This window comes from Pseudomonas atagonensis, from assembly GCF_011369485.1.
In the GTDB taxonomy this organism is placed as follows: domain Bacteria; phylum Pseudomonadota; class Gammaproteobacteria; order Pseudomonadales; family Pseudomonadaceae; genus Aquipseudomonas; species Aquipseudomonas atagonensis.
The window spans coordinates 26294-48890 of record NZ_VXCA01000016.1 but is presented as its reverse complement, the minus strand read 5'-3'; the positions used below and the strand labels follow the sequence as shown (position 1 = coordinate 48890).

Sequence of the window (22597 nt, the reverse complement as noted above, 5' to 3'; positions counted from 1 at the left end):
GGCATCAAGGCGTGGCATCCGGCAAACCGTGATGGCGTTGCCACAACGCCCGATAACGCTGCAACTCCTGCTGCCATTGCTCATCGTCCCAGCCCAGTCGTGGCTGACAGAGCTGGCGAATGGCGGCGAAATAATCTTCGCCACCACGCGGCAACAACAAGCCGAGACGCGTGCGGCGCAGCAACAAATCGTCAAGGTGCAGGACCATTTCTGCTTCGCAGGCGAAGGCCAGTTCTGCCCACAAGGTGTCCGTGGCGCCGACACTGTCGTGGCCGATTTCTTTGATCAGTTGCGCCAGCCTTGGCAGGTGTCGGCCATGTCGACCGGCCAAACGGCGCCACTGATGGCTGCTCAAATCTGCAATCGCCAGTGCGGGCACGGCGGCGAACACCGGCTCGGCATCGTCGACAAAGGGACGTCCGAGCATCGTCGCGCACGCCGTAAGCACTTCGATGGCTTGCGGGCGAAACGTGGTCAGTTTGCCGCCGGCCAGCGTCACGCAACCCGGCTCCTGCCACAGCACGTGCTCACGGGTTTCATTCGACGGTTTGTCCTGAGGCGCACCGGCGCCGCCGACCACCGGACGCACGCCCGACCAGGTCGAGAGCACATCGTCAGCGACGATTTCAGCGCCGGGAAACTGTTGGCTGCAGGCGGCCAACAAGTAGTCGAGTTCGTCTGCGCCAATGCTCGCGCTCTGATCCAGATCCTCGCGATGATCGAGGTCCGTGGTGCCCACCACCGTGGCGCCCTCCCAAGGGAAAACGAAGACCGGGCGACGATCCCGCGCATGCAAAAACGTGAAGGCTTGCGCCACGGGAAGGCGCCAGCCCGGCAGCAACAAATGGCTGCCGCGCAAAGGGCGCAATTGCCGTGGCGTCTCGGCCGGCCGCAAGCGTTCGGCCCAGGCGCCGGTGGCCACGGCCAGCACGCCACACCGCAATTGCAGCGACCCGCCCGCTTCACAGTCGTCGACCTGAACCCCGCACACGCGCCCGTTTTCCCGCAGCAGGTGCTCAACGCGCACCCCGTTGAGCACCACCGCGCCGTCAGCCCGCGCTTCGCTCAACACACGCATCACCAGCCGTGCGTCATCGGTCAGCGCATCGACGAAACAGGTGCCGCCAAGCAGGTCAGTTTCTTTCACGCCCGGCGCCAGATAACGCAGTTGTTGCGCATCATGAAACTGATGGCTGCGGCGTCCGGCCAAGGCGTCATACACCGAGAGCAAACCGCCCAAAACACGCGGTCCGGGAAAGCCGCCGCGATAGTGCGGCATCATGAAACTCATTGGTTCGACCAACCCCGGCGCTTCGTCAAGCAAGCGTTGACGCTCGCGCACCGAATCACGGGTCAGGCGCCACTGCCCTTTGGCGATGTAACGCAAACCGCCGTGGACCATTTTCGATGATCGACTGGAGGTGCCCCAGGCGAAATCGCGCTGCTCCAGCAGCAGGCAACGCCAGCCACGGCGCGCCGCCTCACGCACAATCCCGGCGCCGCTGATGCCGCCACCGATGACAATCAGATCCCAGGTTTCATCCGCCAGCGTCGGCAAAACCTGCTGGCGCCACGCGGCGTTCCAGTCCTGATTCATGGCCGTCACTCCGGCAACAACGTGCCGGGGTTGAGCCGCCCGGCGGGATCGAAGTGTTGGCTCAGCGCCTGCAAGGTGTCCATGGCCAACGCGCCCTTCTCGCGCAGCAGGTACGGCGCGTGATCCTTGCCGACACCGTGCTGGTGGCTGATGGTGCCGTGGTGGTCGACGATGGTCTGGCTGGCTGCGTGTTTGAGGGCTTTCCAGCGCGCCAGCGTCGCCGGGTAATCCGCCGCCGGGCGAAACACGTAGGTGGTGTAGATGCTCGACCCTTCGCCGTAGACGTGGGACAGGTGCGTGAACACATGCACCCGTTCACCTTCTGCGGCCAAAGCATCACGCAGGCTGTTTTCGATGCGGTTGAGCAGGTTGTCGACGTTGCTCCAGTCCGTGGCGGTTTCCAGGGTGTCGACCACGTAACCGGCATTCCACAGGTTCTCGCGCAGGTAGGGAAAACGAAAGCGGTTCTGCGCCCATTTCTTGCCGAGCAAGGTGCCGGTGAACACGCCACCGAACGCTTTGAGATGCTGGCGTGCCTGGCGCAGCGACAGCGCGTTCTGCCGACGATTGCCGGTGACGCCGAAGGTCAGCAGGCATTTGCCCTCGCCCGCCCCGCGTAGGCTCAGGTACTTTTCCAGCCAGGCGATTTGCTGCGGATGACCGGCCAGCGCCAGTTGTGTTTCGGTTTCCACGGCGTTGGACAGGCGCAGCATCGACAGCGGCACGCGTGCTTGGGCCAATTGGCGAATCGCTTGCAGCGCCTTGCTCCAGTTCGGCAGGAATACGCCGTAGAAACGCTCGTCGGCGGGCAGTGCGCTGACCCGCACTTTGACTTCCGAAATGATCCCGAAACGGCCCTCGCTACCGAGCACCACTTCGCGCAGATCAGGGCCGGCGGCCGAGGCTGGAAACGTTGGAATTGCCAATGGCCCGGCGAAGGTTTCCAGCGTCCCGCCGGCGAACAACTGCTCGATGCGCCCATAGCGCAATGACTGCTGACCACTGGAGCGACTGGCAACCCAACCGCCCAGCGTCGACAACTCCCAGGACTGCGGAAAATGCCCTAGCGTATAGCCGCGCGCGCGCAGCTGACTCTCGACTTGCGGGCCACTCGCGCCGGGGCCAAAAGTGGCCAGCAGGCTCTGCTCGTCGAGGTCGGTCAGTCGACTCATGCGCGTCAAGGAAACGGTCAGCACTGGCCGCGCAGAGTCCGGCGGATTGATGTGCCCGGCCACCGACGTGCCGCCGCCGTAAGGGATCAGGCACAAGTCCTGTTCAAGCGCGAGCGCCAGCAATTGGCGAATCTGTTCGGCGGTCTCGGGGAACGCCACCGCATCGGGGTAGTTGCCCAACGCGCCTTCGCGCAACGCCAGCCAGTCCGGCAGACTCTGGCCGCGTGCATGCAGCAACCGGTCATGGGCGTCCACGCTGTACAGCGCGTGCGCCGACAAGCGTGAGGCGGGCACCCGGGCCAGCGCCGTTTCCAGCGTGGCATCGGGCAGCGCTCGCCCCTCACCCACCCGTTGTGCGAGAAAACTCGCGCCCTGGGCCGGCAGTTCGACCACCGTGGTTGCATCTCCCCAGCCGTTCCAGCGTCGCATGCGTGTGTCCTTTTGCGGTTCCGATCAGTGATGTTTCAGGTGCCCATACTAGCCGCCGGCCGCCAAGTGTCACGGTCACATCCGGCCAGTTCGTGTAGCCAATTGAGTCAAACGTCGCGCAAGCGTCAGCCATTTACTTTAGCCGTGGTTTCAAATTACCTTTCAGGGCATTCATCCGCTCATGCCGCCTTGATCAAGGGAATACGATCATGCAATCGCTCGGCTTTACCTCCGTTCCGCCGCTGCTCAAATACCTGCGTCATGCCGAACAACTGGGCATGGCCATTGAGCCGGCGTTGGCGGCGGCCGGGTTGCAGGCGCAGCAGTTGAGCGACAACACCCTGCGCTTGCCGGGCGAGGCTCACGAGAAGTTGCTCGACTATTTTTGCGAGTACTCGGGCGATCCGCTGTTCGGGCTCAACGCCGCCAACTTCGTGCTGCCCAATTCCTGGAGCGTGCTCGGTTACATCACCATGAACTGCGCGACGCTGGGCGATGCGATGAGCCGGATCATGCCGTTCGAAAAACTGGTCGGCGACATGGGCGTCAGCCGCGCCGAAGTGCAGGACGGCCATGTGCACCTGATCTGGACGTGCCGTTATCCGCGCCCACGGATTCGTCGGCATCTGGTGGAAAACGTGCTCGGCTCCTGGCTGCACTATGCCCGCTGGATCGCCGACACGCAGATGTCACCGGCCGCTGTCTGGCTCGAACACCCCTGCCCGGCCGAGGCCACGCCGGCGCAGTACCAGGCGTTCTTCGATTGCCCTGTGTTGTTTGATCAGCCGTATTCGGCGCTGATCGTGCCGCTGCCATACTTGCAGTTGCCGTTGCGTCAGGCCGATGCGCAGTTGCTGCGCACCCTGGAAGAACACGCGCTGGGGTTGATGGCGACGCTGGAAGACGCGTCGCTTGCGCAGCAGGTGAAAAACATCCTGCGACAGTTGCTCAAGGAAGGCTTGCCGCGCAAGGAACAAGTAGCCGAACAGCTCAGCGTGTCAGTGCGTACGCTGCAGCGGCAATTGCATCAGGCGGGGACGTCGTATCAGCAGATTCTGGATGATCTGCGCCAGGAGCTGGCTGAGCATTATCTGTTGCACAGCACGCTGCCGATTCAGGACATTGCGCAATATCTGGGGTTTACCGAACCACGCTCGTTTCATCGTACGTTCAAGAGCCGCAGGGGAATGCCGCCGGGGGAGTTTCGGCAGACGCATCGGGGGTGACCGTGCGGGCCTCTTCGCGAGCAAGCCCGCTCCCACATGAGTGACGGGTTGTATTCAAAACTCGCCTGCGCTGAAGATCCAGAGTGGGAGCGGGCTTGCTCGCGAAGAGGCCAGTGAGCACGGTGCGATAAACACGGTTTAGCGTAGATGTTTAAGGACACTCAGTGTTACGCCCAAGAGCCTACAAATCCTTGCGCCGCTGCCTACGCCTAAGCCAGAATCCGCCGGCTTGTGCGCCCAGGTCTTGCTGCGTAACTTCAATCGGGTCACTGATTCCCAGTGATCGGGTTTAGTAGCCCGTGGTAATTCTGCTGGTCGTATATTCATCACAGGTGCTCTCGAACCTGAGCTTGATGGTGGCTGTACGTAGGGCGCTTCGGCGCGCCGGCTTAAGCTGAGTTCCCCGGTCTACTAACCTGCGTACAGCTGCCTCCCTTTTCGTTTAGTAGCGAAAAAGCGGGCGCTCAATGACAGGAACACAGCTTATGTTCAAAGTTACGCCAAACCCGCCGCCCACCGACGCGGCCTCCCCCTACGAATCCCCCGAATCAAAGAAATTCCACGAAGCCGCCGAGCGCGCCCTCGATCACTATCTCGGCCCTCCCGCCGCGCACATCATGGCCACGCCCTACCAACCCAACCGCCTCTACATGGCCAACCCGGCCAGCGACACCGAACCCTTGCTGACCGATGCCTGCGAAACCCTCGGCTCGGCGACGGTGATGCTCAACGACTTCGCCGCCGTACTCGAAGGCTCACACCGCAAAACCCTGCAAGGCATTGCGCAAGTGGTGATGGTCGCGGAAATCGCCGTCAATCGAGTGCTGGATAAACTGGTGCCGACCGAGTAACGAAAAAGCCCGCTGTCCAACTGGAAGGGTCGGGTGGCGGGCTTCTTTTTGCGATATGCCATTTGCCCCTCACCCCAGCCCTCTCCCGAGGGAGAGGGGGCCGACCGAGGTGTCTGGCGCCATGCACCGACCTGTAAGACCCTATCGATTATGGATTCGGTACAGCACGTTCAAGTCGATGCAACTCTGAAGCATCCCCCCAATCAGTCCCCTCTCCCTCCGGGAGAGGGTTAGGGTGAGGGGCTTTTCGCTTCAGAGACTGATCGCGTTGGTAAACACCAACCGATTGCCGAACGGATCGGCGATGGTCATGTCCTGGCTGCCCCACGGCATCGCCTGAATAGCCGGGTGCGAGAACTTGTAATCCTTGGCGGCCAACTGCTGCTGAAACGCCTCCAGCTCATCAGTCTCGATGCGCAAGGCCGAACCCGGCGTCGCATCGCCATGGTGCTCGGACAGGTGCAGCACACACTCGCCACGCGACACCTGCAAATACAGCGGGAAATTCGCCTCGAAACGGTGCTGCCAATCGACCTTGAAACCGAGGAAATCGACGTAAAATTCCAACGCCTTGGTTTCATCGAAGATCCGCAGGATCGGGGTGGTTTTGCCGAAGCTCATGGGAGTGCTCTCGCCTATGGAAAAGGCCCGTGCTCGACGGGTCAAATGGCCGGATCAACGCAGCGTCTTGAGTACCAGATCGCTGTAGAAAAAACGGTTCTTGTCAGTGCGTGCAAAGAAGAAGTAAGCATAATCCGACAAGTAGTAGTAGGTGTTGACCCGATTGTACTCATCGCCCTCTTTACTGCACGTCAACTCTTTGGCCGAGCCGCTCAAGGCTGTATTGATCTGGCTCGCCGACAGTTCGCGAACAACGGTGCAGTTGGTGTTTTCCTGGCGCTCGTCGACTTTGCCGAGCAGCGAGTTAGTGCTACTGAACGTCGCGTTGTAGGCCAGGCGTCCGTTGACCGGCATATGCTGCCAGTCGCCGTTGAAGCGTAGGTTGATGACACTGGAGGTGTCTTTCATTGAGGGTCCCTTCGAGACGCTGAAACGGCTCAATTTCGCTAGATCCAGCAGCCCGCGAAAAGTCACGGCATCGCTCTCATAATTGGCGCCCGACAAATGCAGACTCAGTTGCTGCGAGGCGCTATCGATTTCGAAGTGGCGCTCTTCGCGCATGTCTGAAGTCTTGCCCTTGTAATTGGACTGGCCCGTGATCTCCACATAGTTGAGCGGTTTAACGGCGTCCGGCATATTCAGTTGTTTGATGGCTGATGTCACCGCCGGAGAAAGCGTTGGCAGAGTCACTGGAGCGCTTTTCTTTGCGCGGGCAACGAACTTGGGCAGTTGCGCTGCAGATTCGGGTTTTTCACAGACCAGTTTGAACAGCCGCTCGTAGTCGTCGTTGCTACCGCTGATTGCATTGGAGGTCAGTGCAACCGCGTCTTGTCCATCCGTGACAGTGTTGTTGGCATCCAGATCGTAGCCTGCCACCACACGGTAGGTCTGCTTGCCACAATCGACTGCATAACGCTCGCGCTTCTGCGCATAGGGAGCGTCGTAGGGCGCATCGAATCCAATCAAGGGGTTGTCGTAAGCCGCCCAGAATCTGAGTTCGGAACTGTCCTTCTTGAGACTGTTGCGATCAAACAATACCCATTGCTCCTCGCCGCTGCCTTTGACCACTCGCCAATCCGACGCCGGCGTGCTGGCACACGCCTTGATGAACTCAGGGTTGTTCTTCAACGTCCCCAGCACGTTGGCCGGCACCGCTCGACCAGTCGAGTATTGCTGACTATTGGGCCCCGGATACATCCGACCGCCGCCGCCCAGATACAGCAAGTTGGCACGGTCGGCCGCACAGGAGGCTTCCATCTGAAAAACCACGCCTGCCGCCGCTTGCGCATTGCCGGACTGACTGATCTGGAACGTCAGGATATCGCCTTCGCGCATAACCGAATCGCTGACCAATGGACGCGGGAGGATATCCTTGAACAAGCTCTCGGATTCCGCCGCCCGGCGTGCTTGTGGACTGACACAACCGGCCAGTAATGTGACGGCTACGAACAAACTAACGCGGTACATGAAACTCCCTGGGGCGACAGACGCCAAATCCACTGAATGTCAGCGATTCGGCTTGCTCGAGGGAATCTTTAATTCCAATGTGCCATCACTGCGCAAAAATCCAGACCACGTCGCAAACTTACAACTGCGGTTATATAAAACCTTTGCGCAGGTCGTCTTCACGAGCGAGGAACCGTCCTGCGTGACGTCCTGAAGATTGCCCATCCTGATAGCTCAACACCCCGTTGATCCACACGCCGTCGATGCCTTGTGCGGCGCGTTGCGGGTCGTTGAAATCCGCGACATCACGTACCGTCTCCGGATCGAACAACACCAGATCCGCCCAATAACCTTCACGAATCTCGCCACGCTCCTTCAAGCCGAAGCGCGCCGCCGACAGGCCGGTCATCTTGTGCACGGCGGTGTGCAGCGGAAAAAGCCCCACGTCGCGACTGAAATGTCCGAGCACCCGTGGGAAAGCGCCCCACAGGCGCGGGTGCGGGAACGGGTCTTCCGGCAGTCCGTCAGAGCCCACCATCGACAACGGATGGGCGAGGATTCTTTGCACATCCGCCTCGTCCATTCCGTAGTACACGGCACCCGCCGGTTGCAGGCGTTTGGCGGCTTCGAGCAACGGCACGCTCCATTCGGCAGCGATGTCGATCAAATCGCGGCCGCTGACTTCCGGATGCGGCGTCGACCAGGTGATGGTGATGCGATGGGCATCGGTGACTTGCTTCAGATCAAGTGTCGAAGAACTCGCCGCGTACGGATAGCAATCGCAACCGACCGGGTGGGTTTTCGCCGCTTTTTCCAGCGACGCGAGCAACTGCGGACTGCGCCCCCAGTTACCGACGCCAGCACATTTGAGGTGGGAGATGATCACTGGAGATTTCGCGTGTCGCCCGATCTGAAACGCCTCATCCATCGCCTCCAGCACCGGGGCGAATTCGCTGCGCAAATGGGTGGTGTACACCGCACCAAACGCCGTGAGTTCTTCGGCCAGTTGCATGACTTCATCGGTGGAGGCGTTGAAGGCGCTGGCGTAGGCCAGACCTGTGGATAAACCCAAGGCGCCGTACTCCAGGCTCTCGCGCAACTGCTCACGCATCGCGGCGATTTCGTCTGGCGTCGCGGTGCGGAACAAGTCATCCAGGTGATTGCTGCGCAGCGCCGTGTGGCCGACCAGCGCCGCCACATTCAACGTGGTGTTGGCCGCTTCGACCGCCGCGCGGTAATCGCTGAATCGTGGATAAACAAACGCCGCTGCGGTGCCGAGCAGGTTCATCGGATCCGGCGGATTGCCTTTCAGCGTCACGGGCGAGGCGCTGATCCCGCAGTTGCCGACGATCACTGTGGTCACGCCCTGGCTGAGTTTCGGCAACATTTCGGGCTGGCGGATGACCACGGTGTCGTCGTGGGTGTGCACATCGATGAAACCCGGCGCCAGCACGCGGCCGGCGGCGTCGATTTCCTCGCTGGCAGTGACATCGCGCAAGTCACCGATGCGTTCGATGCGGCCATCAAGAATCGCCACATCGGCGCGGTAACCGGGCGTGTTGCTGCCGTCGATGATCAGGGCATTGCGAATCAGCGTGTCGTACTGCATGTCAGTCTCCCAGCGGCAGGTGATCGTCGCCGCCACGGTATTCGTCGAGGGCGAGTTTGATCCGCCGCAGACGTTCTTGATTGTCTTCAGGATTGGCCAGCGCCAGTTCGGTGGCGAGCACGTCGATGGCGAGCAGCATGCCGTAGCGCGCCGCCGTCGGTTTGTAAATGAACGAGGTTTCCGCGCCTTGCAGCGGCAGGACGATGTCGGCCAGTTCGGCCAGCGGCGAGTGGGCGCGGGTGATGGCGAGAATGCGTGCGCCGTAGTTGCGCGCCAGTTCGACGGTCTCCAGCAATTCCGGGGTGATGCCGGTCAGCGAGCAGACGATGAGCACTTGCTCGGCATTCAGGCTTGCGGCGGTGACGCGCATCATCACCGCGTCATGACACACCGCAATCGGGTAGCCGAGGCGCACCAGCCGCACCTGCAATTCGTCGCTGCACAAGGTCGAGCAACCGCCCATGCCGAAGGCGTGAATCATCCGCGCCTGGCCGAGCAATTTCACCGCGTCGGCAAAGCGCGATTCGTCGAACCCGGCCAAGTGCTGACGCAACGTGGTTTCGATATCGCCGACGATCTGCCCGTAAAACGCCGACTGTTCAGGCGTGCCCGCCGGGTCGAGAAAACGGCTGCCGACGCCGCTGGCCTGGGCCAGTTGCAGACGCAGATCACGCAGGTCGCGACAGCCGACGGTGCGGGCAAACCGCGACAGCGTGGCGGTGCTGACTTCGGCGCGTTGCGCCAGATCTTCGAGGCTGGCGCTGGCGGCGAAGCCGACGTCGTCGAGCATCAGCCGGGCGATGCGGCCTTCGCCGGCGCTGAAGGAGTCCTGGCGGGCGCGGATCTGGTAGAGGATGTCCATGGCGGATGGCTCCGGTTACAGCAGGTAAGAAAGGCCGACGGTCAGACCGAAAGCGACCAGCGAGATCAACGTCTCCAGCACGGTCCAGGTCTTGAACGTCTGCGCGACCGTCATGTTGAAGTATTCCTTGATCAACCAGAAGCCGCCGTCGTTGACGTGGGAAAAGATAACCGAGCCAGCGCCGGTCGCCAGCACCAACAGTTCAGGGTGTGGATATCCCAGACCAATGGCCACCGGCGCGACCACGCCGGACGCGGTGGTCATCGCTACGGTCGCCGACCCGGTGGCGATGCGCATCAACGCCGCGAACAACCAACCCATGATCAGCGGCGACAGGTGAAATTCGTGGGCGAGGCCGACGATCTGATCGGTGACGCCAGCGTCGACCAGAATCCGGTTCAGACCGCCGCCCGCGCCGACCAGCAAGGTAATGCTGGCGGTCGGTGCGAGGCATTCGTTGGTGAACTTGAGGATCGATTCGCGGTTGAAACCCTGAGCGATGCCCAGCGTCCAGAAACTCAACAAGGTCGCGAGCAACAGCGCGATGACCGAGTTGCCGATGAACAACAGAAACTGATTGAAACCGCTGCCCGGCGTGGAAATCAGGTTGGCCCAGCCGCCGATCAGCATCAGCACCACCGGCAGCAGAATGGTCGCCATGGTGATGCCGAAACCCGGCAGTTTGTCGCGCGGTTCGCGGTCGAGGAATTGTTTTTCCAGCGGGTTATCCGCCGGTAATTGAATGCGCGGCACGATGAATTTGGCGTACAGGGGACCGGCGATAATTGCCGTCGGAATGCCGATGGCAATCGCGTACAACAACGTCTGCCCGACCGACGCCTGATAAGCCTGCACCGCCAGCATCGCCGCCGGGTGCGGCGGCACCAGCGCATGCACCACCGACAGACCGGCGACCATCGGCAGACCGACCATCAGAATCGACACACCGACGCGCCGCGCCACGGTGAAGGCAATCGGTACCAGCAAGACAAAACCGACTTCAAAAAACAGCGGCAGCCCGACCAGAAACGCAATGCAGACCATCGCCCAATGGGCGTTTTTCTCGCCGAACTTGTCGATCAAGGTGCGCGCCATCTGCTCGGCACCGCCGGACTCGGCCATCATTTTGCCGAGCATCGTCCCCAGCGCCACCACCAGCGCAATATGCCCCAGTGTCTTGCCCACCCCGGCCTCATACGCCCCCACCACACCCGACGGCGGCATCCCTGCCACCAATGCCAGGCCAATGGAAATCAATGTGATGACAATGAACGGATTGAGCCGGTAACGGGCGATCAACACGATCAGCGCGATGATGGCGACGGCGGCATAGACCAGCAGCCAATAGCCGAATGAAGGCGTCATGCGGTACTCCTCGAAAGGGTCACGTTCGAATGGGTTGTGAAACTCATAAATCATTTCGAGATCGAGATTTCAAACCGCATGAAAGTAATTTTCGTGGAGAGGTAAGGCGTGTCGCTAATGGATATGTCGTGTCGCGATTAATGAAAATCGAGGGGCGGGATTTACATGCATTTCTGCTGACCAATAAACATGCGAGCACATTGAATATCTTTGTCGAATGAGCCACCGCTTTCGCGAGCAATCTCGCTCCCCCAGGTTGATCGCATTTCTTCAGGGGAATGCGGACTCTGTGTGGGAGCGGGCTTGCTCGCGAATGGCTTCACTCGGTATGGCTATCGTCACACCATTTCGTTACGAATCCATTCAACCACTGACGTGCGCTTCGGCGCCCAGCCGAGCAGTTCGCGGGCGTGTTTGCCGCGCACGCGGCTGTTGGAGCCGAGGCCGTAGTTGGCCATCTCGTAGCCCCATTCGGCTTCGGCGTCTTTCAGTGGCCAGTCTTGTGGCTCGCCGAGGTTCAAGGCCTGGGCCATAGCGGTGGTCATGTCGATGAACGAGGCTTCGCCGCTTTCGACGAAGTAGAAGGTACCCGGTACGTTTTTGCTCAGTGCCAGCAGGTACAGGGCGACGACGTCTTCGATGTGCACGTTGGACCAGATGTTCTGGCCCGTGCCGACATGTCGCACAACACCATTTTTGCGCGCCTGTTTGAGCAGGCGCGGCAATTGCACGCTGTCGCGATTGACGCCCACGCTGTGGCCGTAAATCAGCGTGTTGCAGATGACGGCGGAGTTCACGCCATCCTTCGCGGCGGCGAGGATCAGGTTGTCGATGGCCACGCGGGCAGCCTTGTCGACGGTCGGTTCCGGCAAGTTGTCTTCGAAATAAATGACGTCGCTGGATTTACCGCCCGACGCATCGCCAACGATGCTCGAACCGCTGGTGTGCAGGAACACTTTGTTGGATCCGCGCAAGGCATCGAGCAAAGCTTCAACCGCGCCGCGATGGTCGCTGCTGGCGGCGTTGATCACGGCGTCGGCGGCACGGGCCTGTTCGGCGAGCAGTGCCTTGTCGTCGAGGGTGCCGATCACCGGGGTGATGCCCAGTGCTTTCAGCTCATCTGCCTGTTCGGCGCTGCGCACCAGACCGGTGACTGTATGCCCGGCCTGGACCAGACCGGTGGCGATCGAGCCGCCGATAAAACCGGCGGCGCCGGTGACGAATACGTTCATGGAGAAACTCCCTGCGTGGATAGGTGATGGGACGAGTATCGACCGATGCTTCTCAGGGAAACACCCGCCCTCGCCCAATTCACTCTTGCGTATAGGTCACGAATCAGCCCTTGAAATCAGCGCTGGCGTAAGCGGCGAGTTTGCTCTGGATGAAGTCGAGGAAGCACTGAATTCGCAGCGCCAGTTGCGAATTACGGTAGTACACCGCGTTGATCGGCTGTCGATAACCGCTGTTGAATTCGCCGAGTAACACCTTCAGTCGGCCGGCGCGGATGTCGTCGATGGTCATGAAGTGCGACAGGCAGGCGATGCCCTGACCTTCCAGCGCCAGATGGCGCACGGTCTCGCCGCTGGAGGCGCTGATGGCCGGGTTGATCGGCCAGCGATCACCGTGCACGTAGCGCAATGGCCACTGGTTGAGGCCTTCGTTTTGGGTGAAGCCGAGCAAAGTGTGGTCACTCAAGTCCGCCACTTGCAGCGGCGTGCCGTGCGTTTCCAGATACGCGGGGCTGGCGACGATCAGCAGCGGACTGCAACCGAGTGAACGTGCGTGCAACGTCGAGTCGGCAAGGGTGCCGATGCGGATGGCGATGTCAGTGCTTTGTTCCAGCAGGTCAATGATCAGGTCATTGCTGTTGAGTTCGAGCTGGATGTCCGGGTAGAGACGGCGGAACTCGTCGATGTAGGGGACGACGGCGTGCAGCATGAATGGCGAGGCGGCGTTGATCCGCAGGCGTCCGGACGGGGTTTGCTGGCGGGAGGACAGGCGTTCTTCGAGTTGATCCATTTGGTCGAGAATCAGCTTGGCCTGCTCGAAGAAATACTTGCCCTCTTCGGTCAGATCCATACGCCGCGTGGTGCGGTTGATCAACGTGGTGTCGAGCTTGGCTTCAAGCCGCGACAAAGTACGGCTGACCGCCGATGGCGTCTGGCCGACCTGTTCGGCGGCGGCGGAGATGGAACCGCATTCGATCACGCAGACGAAAATCTGCAACTCATCGGATCTGGCTTTCACGGGTGTCCCTTCGGATGGTCATCACGTTTGCATTGTGGTGAATACATCCCTTTGTGGCGAGGGGATTTATCCCCGTTGGACTGCGCAGCAGTCCCGTTCTGTTTCAGGATCAAGAGCAGGGGACGCTGCGCGACCCAACGGGGATAAATCCCCTCGCCACAGATAAGTCCCTTCACCAACAGTGTGCAGTTTTAAGCCTTAAGGCCAAACACCTCTTTCAGATGCTGCTCGTAACGCGCCACATCATTCTCGATGTTCGGGCGCTTCATCACATCAACGCAGAGGAACGTCGGCAACCCGGTCATACCCAAAAACTCGTTCGCCTTGTGAAACGGGAAGTACACCGCGTCCACGCCTTTGGCCTCGAAGAAGTCGGTCGGGTCGTCGAAGGCTTGCTGCGGGGCGTTCCAGGTCAGCGACAGCATGTATTGCTTGCCCTGAATCAGCCCGCCGCTGCCGTACTTCTGCGACGCATCGGAACGGGTGCGGCCATCACTGGCGTAGAGGCTGCCGTGGCCTTCGGTGAAGACTTCGTCGAGGTACTTTTTCACCGTCCACGGCGCGCCCATCCACCAGCCCGGCATCTGATAGATGATCACGTCGGCCCAGAGGAATTTCGCCACTTCTTCGGCCACGTCGTAACCCTCGTCGATGAACGTGGTTTTCACGTCGACACCGCCGCGATCCAGCACGCTCAGGGCGGCTTCGTGCAGGGTGGTGTTGTAGCGACCGTCGGAGTGGGCGAATTTTTTACCGCCGTTGAGCAACAAAACTTTTTTCATGAGAAAGCCTCGGCGCAGCCATCGGGCTGGATGGAGAAGGGAAAATGGAATGGCGGCAGATTAACGATGCGCCTCGCGCGGAATAAGGCCTGATTGCGCAAAATACATTTGAGCAAAGCGCACGAATAGAGAATGGATTCTTGCCTTAGGATTGGCCACCCTTCGATCTTGAGGAGTTGTTCCGATGAGTGAACGCCACGGTTTCATCCTGCACGCCAAGACCCGCCCGGAAAAAGCCGAGGCTTTCGAGGCGCTGTTCCGCGCCTATGTCGAACCGAGCCGCGCCGAGCCCGGTTGCATCGAATACCACATGCTGCGAGACCGGGAAGATCCGACGCTGTTCATCTTCTACGAGATCTGGGAAAGCCAGGCGCATCTCGACGTACATTCGAATCTGCCGCACATGAAGCAATTCTTCGAGCAGCGCATGGAGTATCTGCAACGGGATTTCGATATCCGCCGCATCGACATGCTCAGCGAGTCGTCGGCTAACCGCTGATCAGCAAGTGGGCGCCGAGCGCGCCCATTCCGATGAAGAACACACGTTTGAACAGCACGGCGCTGATGCGTTGGCGCAGCCATTGACCGAGCAACATGCCGAGCACTGCCGGGATCAGCGCCAGTAGCGAGGCACCCAATTCGCCACCGCTCAATGCCCCGCGCCAGAGCAATCCTGCGGCCAGTGCCAACGTCGAAACGGTGAATGACAGACCCAGCGCCTGAACCAGTTGATCGCGATTCAAGCCCAACGCTTGCAGGTAAGGCACTGCAGGAATGACGAAGACGCCGGTGGCTGAGGTGATGACGCCGGTGATCAAGCCGCACGCCGGGCCAAGCCAGCCCTCATGGCGCGGATTTACGCTCAGCGTTGGCAGAAACAAACCACTCAACGCATAGAGCAACAACGCCGCACCCAACCCGCGCACCACCCAATGTCCGCCCGCCATGCCGATCCACAAAGTGCCGACACCCGTGCCAAGGAAGATCATCAACAACATCGGCCAAAGCCGTTTGATCAGGCCTTTCAAATGCCCGCCAAAGGCCAGTTGCCAGACATTGGTCAGCGTCGCCGGAATGATCAGCAACGCAGCAGCCTGCGACGGTGCCATAGCCAGACCGAGCAGGCCCATGGCGACCGTGGGCAGGCCCAGACCGATCACGCCTTTGACCAGTCCGGCGAGCACGAAAGTCATGATGACCAGCAGGGACAAGGCCAGACCGAGGTGTTGGTAGAAATCTGCGAGTGTGTTCATGGCGCTACTGTGCGCCAGGCCGGGCCGGCCGAAAATCTGCCATATACTGAGGCAGCCTCTGCCAATACAAGAGGCTTGAATATTTATGGAGGCTGCCCCCATGCACTTCGACCTCACCGACCTGCGCCTCTACCTGCACATCCTCGACACCGGCAACATCACCGCCGGCGCCGCCCGCAGCCACTTGTCCCTCGCAGCCGCCAGCGCCAGAATCCGTGCGATGGAGGCCTCGTTCGGCATCGATTTCCTCGAACGCGGTCGCCGTGGCGTCACGCCGACACCGGCCGGCAAAGCCCTGGCGCAGCACGCGCGCATCCTCCTGCAACAGGCTGAACGTCTGCGGCAGGATCTGGCCGATTATGCCCAAGGTGTCAAAGGTCAGGTGCGGCTGTTGTGCAACACCACGGCGATTACCGAATACCTGCCGGAAGTGTTGGCGGACTTCCTGCGCAGCCATCCCAACCTCGACATCGATCTGCAGGAGCTACCCAGCGCTCGCATCACTCACGCCTTGCGTCTGGGTGCAGCGGATCTGGGGATCGTCTCCGATGCGGTCGACACCCACGGCCTGCAAACCCAAGCCTTTCGCGACGATCCATTGGTACTGATCCTGCCCCCTGAGCATGCGCTTGCGAGTCAACCATCGCTGACGTTCGGTGAAACCCTGGCGCATGACTACGTAGCGCTCGGCGCCCACAGTGCGCTGGCGATTCACCTGGAGGAACAAGCGCTGCACATCGGCCAGCGCATGTCGATCCGGATCCGTGCCGATGGCTTCGAGGGCGTCATGCGCATGGTGGCGCGAGGTGCGGGGCTGGCCATCGTGCCCAAGGTGGTCATCGAGCGCTGGGCGTCGGTGCACTCGATAACGTGCCGGCCGCTGGACGAAGTCTGGGCCCATCGCACCTTGCAACTGTGCGCGCGGGACTTCGATCACCTGCCCGGTTACGCCCGGGCCTTGTTTGATGCACTGGTGCCTTGACTCTACCGCTAGGGGCAGACTCTATCCTGTGGGCTTCATTTCAGGAGTACACACAATGAGCAAACGAATGCTCGTGATACTGGGTCACCCCTCCACCGACAGTTTTTGCGGGGCATTGAGTGAGACTTACGTTCAGGCCGCCAAAGATGCCGGGCACGACGTACGGCTGTTGCGCCTGGATGCGCTGGAGTTTGACCCGGTCTTGCACGAAGGCTACAACAAGGTGCAGCCACTGGAGCCGGATCTGCTGCAGGCACAGGCCGATATCACCTGGGCCGAACACCTGACATTTGTTTATCCGATCTGGTGGGGCGGGATTCCGGCACTGCTGAAGGGCTTCGTCGACCGGATTTTCCTGCCGGGTTTCGCCTTCAAATATCGCGAAGGCAAAGCCTTCCCCGACAAGCTGCTCAAGGGCCGTACCGCGCATCTGCTGGTGACCATGGATACGCCGTATTGGTACTACAAGTGGATCTATGGCATGCCGGGGCTGAATCAGATGCGCAAGACCACGCTGGAATTCTGCGGCATCAAGCCATTGAAGACGCTGACCTTCGGGCCAATCCTTGGCTCCAAGCCAAACCAGCGCGATGCCTGGCTGGAACAGGCGCGCGTGAGCGCCGCCGTCTGAGTTTTTACAGCCGCCTCAGCTGACGGCGCACACGCCGCCGTCAGTGCCTCTTCGGGCTCGTTTCACGAGTCCGTCCGTCGCCTGTGCACGTCATTTACGCGCAGTTGCAATTTTCCGATGGTATTGGACATATAATCGCCGCCGATCCGGCATGACGCCTGATCGCGCCACGCTATGTTTGATCATCGAGACGGACCTTTATGTATATCGGCAAAGCCGCCCAGCTGTCGGGCACCACAGTCAAAAGCATTCGCCATTACGAAGAAATCGGCCTGTTGCCCGAGCCCAAGCGTGAAGGCAAATACCGCATCTACAGCCAGCAAAGCGTCGAGGTGTTGACGTTCATCAAGTGCGCCCAGCAACTGGGCTTCAAGCTCAAAGAGCTGCAGGTGATCCTCAACAACTACCGCGGTGACGAATTCCCGTGGGATATGGCACAACGAGCCATTGCCGAAAAAAAAGCCGAACTGGTGACCCAGATCGGCGATTTGCAGCAATTGCATGATGGCCTCGCTGCGTTTGAAAGCAACCTCAACGACGCCCGCCAGGAATGTCAGTTCGAACGAATCGCCCGTTATGGCGAAAAAAACCCGGTCAATACACTGAACTGAAAACCCTGCTGCGCCGCATGACCGGGTTCGCCTGCCGCCTCAGCGCAGGCGCACCCGCTCGTTGGCGAATCAGCCCGGCACCGGTTCCCCCTCTGCGCGCTGTGCTGCAGCCGGCGCATGCACCGGCGCAATCGCCGCAAAGAACCACGGCGATACCAGCGTCACCAGCACAATGGTCATGACCCCGCTGGAAAACAGCGCCATTGCCACCAGTGCGCCGAGATCGACAATCGGCTTGAAGTCAGAAAACAGCAGCGCCATGAAGCCTACGGAAAAGATCACCACGTTGATTACCGTAGATCGGCCGACGCTGTGCATGGCCTGCAAAATAGCCGCGTCGATCTCTATGCCCTGCTGCACCAGCAGCTTGATGCGCGACAGCAGGTGTACCGCGTAATCCACCACCCCGACCACCAGGAACGTCACCAGCGTCGTGCCGATGTTCAGCTCGATGCCAAACAGGAACATGAAGCCGTAAACCGTCACCGACGTGGTCAGCAAGGTCAACATGCCCAGTACCCCGAGGCGGACCGATTTGAGCCAGTACATCATCATCAGCGTGACGACCAGCAAGGCCAGGGAAAAACTCAGCACCTGGCCCTGAGTGATTTCCTGCAACACCCCGGTCCAGATCAACGGTGTACCGGCGTGCGTCACTTCCAGGTTGGCCGGTTTGTTCACCAGCAGCCAGGCATCGAGGCGGTCGAGCATGCCCTGATAGTCGCTGGCGACTGACGAAGTCATGGTGTACAGGGTCAAGGCCTTGGAAAAATCGCCGTTGAGCACGTTGTTCAGATCTGAGCCGCCACCATTCTCGAACAGCATCACATGTTGCTCGATCAGCGAATTGCCCGGCACGTCAAAGCGTTCGACCTGCCCGTCATCGTTGATCGACGTGACCTTCTCCACGGCATTCGGCACCCGCAGATAATCCGGGTTCATGTCGTTGAGCACCAGGTTCATGCGTTTGACGTAAGTGGCCAGGGAATAGCCATAACTGACGTTCGGCTGCTGCTTGATGAACTGGTCGAGCTTGTCGATGAACTGCACCACTTCCGTGGTCAGCACGCCGCGCGGCTCCTTACTGTCGATGGCGATCCAGCCCGGCGCCGTCCCCGCCACTTTGGCGTGGTTGATGAACTGATCGGACACACGAATGTGGCTCTCGGGCTTGAAGTAGGCAATGCCGGAGTCTTCGATGTCGACGCGGAACGTGAACACGGTGGCGAGCGCCAGCAGCGGCAGAATGACCATCAGAATCGCTTTGCGAAAGCGGATCATCCACGCACAGAACGCGACCAGATACCGCGAAATGATCGACTCCTTGTGCACCACTGCCCTGGCTTGCTGCGGCTGATCCTTGCCCCAGATCGAGATCCACGCCGGAATCAGCAACAGCGAAATAATCAGCGCTGCCGTCAGGCCGATCGACATGAACACGCCGAAATTGCGGATGCTGACAATGTTGTTGGTGGTGGAGATCATGAACGTGGCGATGGTCGTCACGGTCGTCAACACCACCGGCACCACCATCAGGCGCTGGGTTTCGCGGTTGGCATCACGATTGCTCTTGCCGGCACTTTTCTGCTCGTAATATTCAGCCATCACGTGGATGGCGTCCGAGCAGCAAATGGTGAACAGGAACACCGGCAGCACACTGGTCAGCAGGTCGAAAGGCACCCGTAACAACGCCATCAGGCCCAGGGTCCAGATGGTGCAGAACAGAATATTGAACAGTGGCAACAGCACGCCCAGCGGTTTGCGGAAGAAAAAGATCAGCAGCAAGGTAATCAGCAAAAACACGATCGGGAACAGCACGGCCAGGTCGTGATCGATGATCTCCTGCTGCGCGGCGATGAAGATCGGCATGCCGGCAATGAATATTTCGTCCTTGTACTCAGGGTGCTCGGCCTGATACTGCGCAACGATGCCGCGCACGATCTGGTAGGCCCGCAGTTGCGCCTGAGCGTCGTCCTGCTTGGTGCCGAGTTCGGCCACCAGCATCGCGACTTTCTTGTCCTTCGACACCACCCCGTCGACCATCAACTCATTGCCCATGATCTGCGACTCGACCAGCGCCGGGTCCATGTCATAGGCATTCAGGGTTTTGTGGATCAACAGCTCGCCGTCGTCGGTCAGGACGATGTTTTCCAGATCGCCCATCGAGGCCATTTCGCGGATCGGGTTGATCCGCTCGGCGAGAAAAGTCAGGAACAACTGATCATGGGCGTCCCAATTCTGACTCTGGGCATGATCACGCAATGCCTTGGCATTGGCGTAATCGTTCTGCGAAAAACCGCCCTCAAGAATGTCCCGGGTCAACAACTGCGCACGACTGTCGTCTGGATACCGGGCCACGATCTGCGTCAACTGATCCTTGTCGGCATCGTTGGCCAGAATCATCTTGCGCACCGACTGCGACATCGAAAACAGCGCGTTGAGCGTCGTTTTGTTGAACACCGTCTGCGGGTTGTTCAACGCCACCATCACCGAGTCGAACGTGCCGGTGAACTCACCCTGCAAATCGATGATGGTCTTGCGCGCCGGGTGGCTTTCCTTGAGCAGATAAGGGTTGGTGTCGGACACCAGCGCGCCCAGCGTATAGGTGAAATACGCCGTAATCGCCACCAGCAGGAAAACAATCGCCCGCGCATGGCGCTCGACGAAATTCAGATATCTTTCCATGATCATGCGTTTCCAGGTCGTCGGGGTCGGCGCTTAGCGGGCAGACACGGCAAAGTCCGGCAGGTCACCGGTTTTCAGTCCACGCTTGATGGCGGTCTGGGTGAAGAGGCGATCTTCCAGAGAGACGTTGTACTGCAACTGGTTGAAGCGCATTTCCGAGCGCGTGCCGTCAATGAAGTGCTCGGTTTCGCTGAGCACAATGCTGTCGATCGAGCCGATTGTTTCGACTTTCTGCGTACGCATCTGCTTGATCAACACGCCTTTGACGTCGAAGAAGTCCTGACGCATGACCAGGAAATTCTGCTTGTCGATCCACACCTTCAGCTTGTTATAACCCGTCTTGGCCAGAACCTCGGGAGAGGCCGGTTCGCGCTCGATCACGTAGCAGTCGCGGCCCTTGATCTGTTCTTCACCCACGAGTGTCTGCGAGTAGTCCTTGACGCGGATCTTGTCCAGATCGGCGTACGAGTACTCACTGCCCATGAACGAGCCGCGCTTGTCGGTGGTGGAGATGCGGCGTGTCTGGCGGCTGACTGGCAGGTACATCCACTGGCTGTCCTCCAGGCCGAGGGTTTCGTGCGGGTTTTCGATATGGAAGGCAACGTCACGGACGTCAGTCGGCGCGGAAAAGTACATGCTGAACTTGTCGCTGTCCGGGTAATCCTTTTGCAGGTAGGTGAACTCGCGAACACGGGTATTGCCTTTCTTGTCATGCAGGATCAGCGACACCTGGGACATGAAGCTGCTCCCGTCATTGCGATCGCGTACCTGACGGATGATCTCATCGGCATTGCCGGCCTCTGCCGCGCAGGCGCAGGCGCTACCGAAGATCAATGCGGCGGTGGTCAGACTTTTCAAAAGCGGCAACATAACAACTTCCTTTTCGTTGGATGAGTGCACCTGCACACGAGAGCGGCAGGCGTGATGGGTTAGAACAGATAACCGGCCGACAGCCGCACTTGATCGTGCTTGCTGTACTCACCGAAAGCCCTGTCGGGCCTGCCGAAGAACACGTCCACTTCCAGCCCGAGCTTGATGTAGTCCACCGGTTTGTAGGTGAAGATGCCTTGCAGCAACGCATTGTCCTGAAACGGTGGTGAGGCGGCGGCCACCAGACGACTCTTGAGTCGGTCCTGCCAGTGAGTGCCTTCGGCCGACAGGGTAAACAGCGGTTCGCGCTTGTCCTGCAACATGCCGTCCTGCCAGTCGAGCAACACCTGCTCCTGCCATTGCGCGGAGATCAGCCAGTCGCGCAACAGGTAGTCGACACCCAGCAGCGACTTGACCATGGGCGTGCTGTCGGCACCGTAGGCACGCGTCGGATTGGTTATTCGCCAGTTGTCGAAATACGCCACTTCGCTGCGCACCACGATGCTGTGCCCGGCATCGATTGCCAGCCCGGCACCGCCCATGGTGTAACGGGGAAACTGCCGTTCCAGCCGCGTACGGCCGTCATCGACCAGGCCCTCGACGGCGTACACCGGGTCTTGCTGGCGGGCGCTCAAGGCCACAAAACTGGTGTCCACCGCGCCGATCCGGCCATTGGCACTCAAGCCATAGGCATAGCCCTTCTCGCCGTCATAGCCTGGCCTGGAGTCGAGCAGGAAATACTCCGGGTCCGGCGCAGCATAGAGCGGCGCAGCAAATTCACTGCCCTCTGCCGGTGGCTGGTTTTTCACGAAATCAGTGATCCACAGCGCCTCCAGTTCCCACTCGCCCACGGGCTGCGCAAAGCGCACCATGGGCACGGCGATGCGGCTGTCCTCCAGCAGCGGCGTCAGACCATCGCGATAGTCCACCGGGTTGATCTGGTCGAGTACGCGTAATTCATCCGCGCGCCCCCAGACCACCTGCTGCCAGCCCACCGTCACTTCGCCATCACCCAGCGAATGGCCCACGTAGAGGTGCCGCCAATCGGCATCGAAACGGTATTTGTCCCGCGCCCGTTCGCTGTACGGATTGTTGCCGTCATAGCGCGCGTCGTACCGCACGCGGCCCTTTGCCTTGTAGTAACCGCCGTCCCAGTTGTCTTCCAGGTTGGCCTTGAAATACACGGCTTTTTGCGTGACCTGATCGTCGCCATGCAGGCGCATGGCCGTGGCCACGCCGACTTCACCGTCGGCGTAATCGGGCTTCAGGTCATCGACAGTAAATTCGGCCATCGCGGTAGGCGCAATCATGCACGCCCACACTGCACAAGCGATGTGGCTGATGTGAAATCGAGGCAT

General features: G+C 60.1%; 20 protein-coding genes. 6 read left to right on the top strand and 14 right to left on the bottom strand.

The genetic code is table 11. The features are described from left to right. Nucleotides 1–4: 4 nt before the first annotated feature. Together F2P67_RS11430 and F2P67_RS11425 are read right to left on the bottom strand one after the other, a co-directional pair. The gene (locus F2P67_RS11430) at nucleotides 5–1597 is read right to left on the bottom strand and encodes a glycerol-3-phosphate dehydrogenase/oxidase (RefSeq protein ID WP_166220381.1); all 1593 of its coding nucleotides are present in this window, start codon (nucleotides 1595–1597) and stop codon (nucleotides 5–7) included. Between the two features lie 5 nt (nucleotides 1598–1602). Continuing rightward, a complete protein-coding gene (locus tag F2P67_RS11425; RefSeq protein ID WP_166220379.1) occupies nucleotides 1603–3198 on the bottom strand; it encodes an FAD-binding oxidoreductase in 1596 nt (531 codons plus the stop codon). A 209-nt stretch (nucleotides 3199–3407) separates the two neighbouring features. Between F2P67_RS11425 and gliR the strand changes: the two genes are divergently transcribed. Beyond that, the gene (gene gliR, locus F2P67_RS11420; RefSeq protein WP_166220377.1) at nucleotides 3408–4424 is read left to right on the top strand and encodes an AraC family transcriptional regulator GliR; all 1017 of its coding nucleotides are present in this window, start codon (nucleotides 3408–3410) and stop codon (nucleotides 4422–4424) included. Between the two features lie 485 nt (nucleotides 4425–4909). After that, nucleotides 4910–5275 carry a DUF6124 family protein gene (locus F2P67_RS11415; RefSeq protein WP_166220375.1) on the top strand — a complete coding sequence of 122 codons (366 nt, stop codon included), beginning with the start codon at nucleotides 4910–4912 and terminating at the stop codon, nucleotides 5273–5275. A 252-nt stretch (nucleotides 5276–5527) separates the two neighbouring features. On the opposite strand, the gene F2P67_RS11410 is transcribed toward F2P67_RS11415, so the two are convergent. The 8 genes from F2P67_RS11410 to mdaB all read right to left on the bottom strand — a co-directional run bounded on the left by F2P67_RS11410 (nucleotide 5528) and on the right by mdaB (nucleotide 14207). After that, on the bottom strand, nucleotides 5528–5896 hold the full coding sequence (locus F2P67_RS11410) for a glyoxalase superfamily protein (RefSeq protein WP_166220373.1): 369 nt from the start codon (nucleotides 5894–5896) through the stop codon (nucleotides 5528–5530). 54 nt (nucleotides 5897–5950) lie between these two features. Then, the gene (locus tag F2P67_RS11405; protein ID WP_166220371.1) at nucleotides 5951–7363 is read right to left on the bottom strand and encodes a hypothetical protein; all 1413 of its coding nucleotides are present in this window, start codon (nucleotides 7361–7363) and stop codon (nucleotides 5951–5953) included. Between the two features lie 130 nt (nucleotides 7364–7493). Further along, nucleotides 7494–8951 (bottom strand): N-acyl-D-amino-acid deacylase family protein, encoded by a 1458-nt coding sequence (locus tag F2P67_RS11400; protein WP_166220369.1) that lies wholly within the window; start codon nucleotides 8949–8951, stop codon nucleotides 7494–7496. A gap of 1 nt (nucleotide 8952) precedes the next feature. Continuing rightward, the gene (locus tag F2P67_RS11395) at nucleotides 8953–9813 is read right to left on the bottom strand and encodes a MurR/RpiR family transcriptional regulator (RefSeq protein WP_166220367.1); all 861 of its coding nucleotides are present in this window, start codon (nucleotides 9811–9813) and stop codon (nucleotides 8953–8955) included. Nucleotides 9814–9828: 15 nt separating this feature from the next. Continuing rightward, nucleotides 9829–11178: a GntP family permease gene (locus F2P67_RS11390; protein ID WP_166220365.1), complete on the bottom strand. Its 1350-nt coding sequence runs from the start codon at nucleotides 11176–11178 to the stop codon at nucleotides 9829–9831. Nucleotides 11179–11516: 338 nt separating this feature from the next. Then, on the bottom strand, nucleotides 11517–12410 hold the full coding sequence (locus tag F2P67_RS11385; protein WP_166220363.1) for an NAD-dependent epimerase/dehydratase family protein: 894 nt from the start codon (nucleotides 12408–12410) through the stop codon (nucleotides 11517–11519). Between the two features lie 103 nt (nucleotides 12411–12513). After that, nucleotides 12514–13425 (bottom strand): LysR substrate-binding domain-containing protein, encoded by a 912-nt coding sequence (locus tag F2P67_RS11380; protein WP_166220361.1) that lies wholly within the window; start codon nucleotides 13423–13425, stop codon nucleotides 12514–12516. A 191-nt stretch (nucleotides 13426–13616) separates the two neighbouring features. Beyond that, nucleotides 13617–14207 carry an NADPH:quinone oxidoreductase MdaB gene (gene mdaB / locus F2P67_RS11375; RefSeq protein WP_166220359.1) on the bottom strand — a complete coding sequence of 197 codons (591 nt, stop codon included), beginning with the start codon at nucleotides 14205–14207 and terminating at the stop codon, nucleotides 13617–13619. Between the two features lie 184 nt (nucleotides 14208–14391). On the opposite strand from mdaB, the gene F2P67_RS11370 reads away from it, so the two are divergent. Beyond that, complete coding sequence (locus tag F2P67_RS11370) at nucleotides 14392–14706, top strand: putative quinol monooxygenase (RefSeq protein ID WP_166220357.1); 315 nt, start codon at nucleotides 14392–14394, stop codon at nucleotides 14704–14706. Here the strand turns inward: F2P67_RS11370 and F2P67_RS11365 are convergent. Further along, nucleotides 14696–15460 carry a sulfite exporter TauE/SafE family protein gene (locus tag F2P67_RS11365; protein ID WP_166220355.1) on the bottom strand — a complete coding sequence of 255 codons (765 nt, stop codon included), beginning with the start codon at nucleotides 15458–15460 and terminating at the stop codon, nucleotides 14696–14698. The genes F2P67_RS11370 and F2P67_RS11365 overlap by 11 nt on opposite strands. Nucleotides 15461–15560: 100 nt before the next feature. On the opposite strand from F2P67_RS11365, the gene F2P67_RS11360 reads away from it, so the two are divergent. The 3 genes from F2P67_RS11360 to F2P67_RS11350 all read left to right on the top strand — a co-directional run bounded on the left by F2P67_RS11360 (nucleotide 15561) and on the right by F2P67_RS11350 (nucleotide 17684). Beyond that, nucleotides 15561–16442: a LysR substrate-binding domain-containing protein gene (locus tag F2P67_RS11360; RefSeq protein ID WP_166220353.1), complete on the top strand. Its 882-nt coding sequence runs from the start codon at nucleotides 15561–15563 to the stop codon at nucleotides 16440–16442. Nucleotides 16443–16497: 55 nt separating this feature from the next. After that, nucleotides 16498–17073, top strand: a complete 576-nt coding sequence (locus tag F2P67_RS11355; RefSeq protein ID WP_166220351.1) for an NAD(P)H-dependent oxidoreductase — start codon at nucleotides 16498–16500, stop codon at nucleotides 17071–17073. Nucleotides 17074–17273: 200 nt separating this feature from the next. Further along, nucleotides 17274–17684 (top strand): MerR family transcriptional regulator, encoded by a 411-nt coding sequence (locus F2P67_RS11350; RefSeq protein WP_166220349.1) that lies wholly within the window; start codon nucleotides 17274–17276, stop codon nucleotides 17682–17684. A gap of 69 nt (nucleotides 17685–17753) precedes the next feature. Here F2P67_RS11350 and F2P67_RS11345 read toward each other — a convergent pair whose 3' ends face one another. The 3 genes from F2P67_RS11345 to F2P67_RS11335 are packed head-to-tail and all read right to left on the bottom strand — an operon-like array spanning nucleotide 17754 to nucleotide 22597. After that, nucleotides 17754–20369 (bottom strand): efflux RND transporter permease subunit, encoded by a 2616-nt coding sequence (locus F2P67_RS11345; protein ID WP_166220347.1) that lies wholly within the window; start codon nucleotides 20367–20369, stop codon nucleotides 17754–17756. 33 nt (nucleotides 20370–20402) lie between these two features. Then, nucleotides 20403–21239, bottom strand: coding sequence for an outer membrane lipoprotein-sorting protein (locus F2P67_RS11340; RefSeq protein WP_166220345.1), 837 nt, complete (start codon nucleotides 21237–21239; stop codon nucleotides 20403–20405). Between the two features lie 59 nt (nucleotides 21240–21298). Then, nucleotides 21299–22597: a DUF1302 family protein gene (locus F2P67_RS11335; protein WP_166220343.1), complete on the bottom strand. Its 1299-nt coding sequence runs from the start codon at nucleotides 22595–22597 to the stop codon at nucleotides 21299–21301.

Excerpts from the sequence above, each read along its gene's own strand:
- F2P67_RS11430 (WP_166220381.1), bottom strand. The coding sequence starts at position 1,597 with ATGAATCAGGACTGGAACGCCGCGTGGCGCCAGCAGGTTTTGCCGACG.
- F2P67_RS11425 (WP_166220379.1), bottom strand. The coding sequence starts at position 3,198 with ATGCGACGCTGGAACGGCTGGGGAGATGCAACCACGGTGGTCGAACTG.
- gliR (WP_166220377.1), top strand. The coding sequence starts at position 3,408 with ATGCAATCGCTCGGCTTTACCTCCGTTCCGCCGCTGCTCAAATACCTG.
- F2P67_RS11415 (WP_166220375.1), top strand. The coding sequence starts at position 4,910 with ATGTTCAAAGTTACGCCAAACCCGCCGCCCACCGACGCGGCCTCCCCC.
- F2P67_RS11410 (WP_166220373.1), bottom strand. The coding sequence starts at position 5,896 with ATGAGCTTCGGCAAAACCACCCCGATCCTGCGGATCTTCGATGAAACC.
- F2P67_RS11405 (WP_166220371.1), bottom strand. The coding sequence starts at position 7,363 with ATGTACCGCGTTAGTTTGTTCGTAGCCGTCACATTACTGGCCGGTTGT.
- F2P67_RS11400 (WP_166220369.1), bottom strand. The coding sequence starts at position 8,951 with ATGCAGTACGACACGCTGATTCGCAATGCCCTGATCATCGACGGCAGC.
- F2P67_RS11395 (WP_166220367.1), bottom strand. The coding sequence starts at position 9,813 with ATGGACATCCTCTACCAGATCCGCGCCCGCCAGGACTCCTTCAGCGCC.
- F2P67_RS11390 (WP_166220365.1), bottom strand. The coding sequence starts at position 11,178 with ATGACGCCTTCATTCGGCTATTGGCTGCTGGTCTATGCCGCCGTCGCC.
- F2P67_RS11385 (WP_166220363.1), bottom strand. The coding sequence starts at position 12,410 with ATGAACGTATTCGTCACCGGCGCCGCCGGTTTTATCGGCGGCTCGATC.
- mdaB (WP_166220359.1), bottom strand. The coding sequence starts at position 14,207 with ATGAAAAAAGTTTTGTTGCTCAACGGCGGTAAAAAATTCGCCCACTCC.
- F2P67_RS11370 (WP_166220357.1), top strand. The coding sequence starts at position 14,392 with ATGAGTGAACGCCACGGTTTCATCCTGCACGCCAAGACCCGCCCGGAA.
- F2P67_RS11365 (WP_166220355.1), bottom strand. The coding sequence starts at position 15,460 with ATGAACACACTCGCAGATTTCTACCAACACCTCGGTCTGGCCTTGTCC.
- F2P67_RS11360 (WP_166220353.1), top strand. The coding sequence starts at position 15,561 with ATGCACTTCGACCTCACCGACCTGCGCCTCTACCTGCACATCCTCGAC.
- F2P67_RS11355 (WP_166220351.1), top strand. The coding sequence starts at position 16,498 with ATGAGCAAACGAATGCTCGTGATACTGGGTCACCCCTCCACCGACAGT.
- F2P67_RS11350 (WP_166220349.1), top strand. The coding sequence starts at position 17,274 with ATGTATATCGGCAAAGCCGCCCAGCTGTCGGGCACCACAGTCAAAAGC.
- F2P67_RS11345 (WP_166220347.1), bottom strand. The coding sequence starts at position 20,369 with ATGGAAAGATATCTGAATTTCGTCGAGCGCCATGCGCGGGCGATTGTT.
- F2P67_RS11340 (WP_166220345.1), bottom strand. The coding sequence starts at position 21,239 with ATGTTGCCGCTTTTGAAAAGTCTGACCACCGCCGCATTGATCTTCGGT.
- F2P67_RS11335 (WP_166220343.1), bottom strand. The coding sequence starts at position 22,597 with ATGCCTCGATTTCACATCAGCCACATCGCTTGTGCAGTGTGGGCGTGC.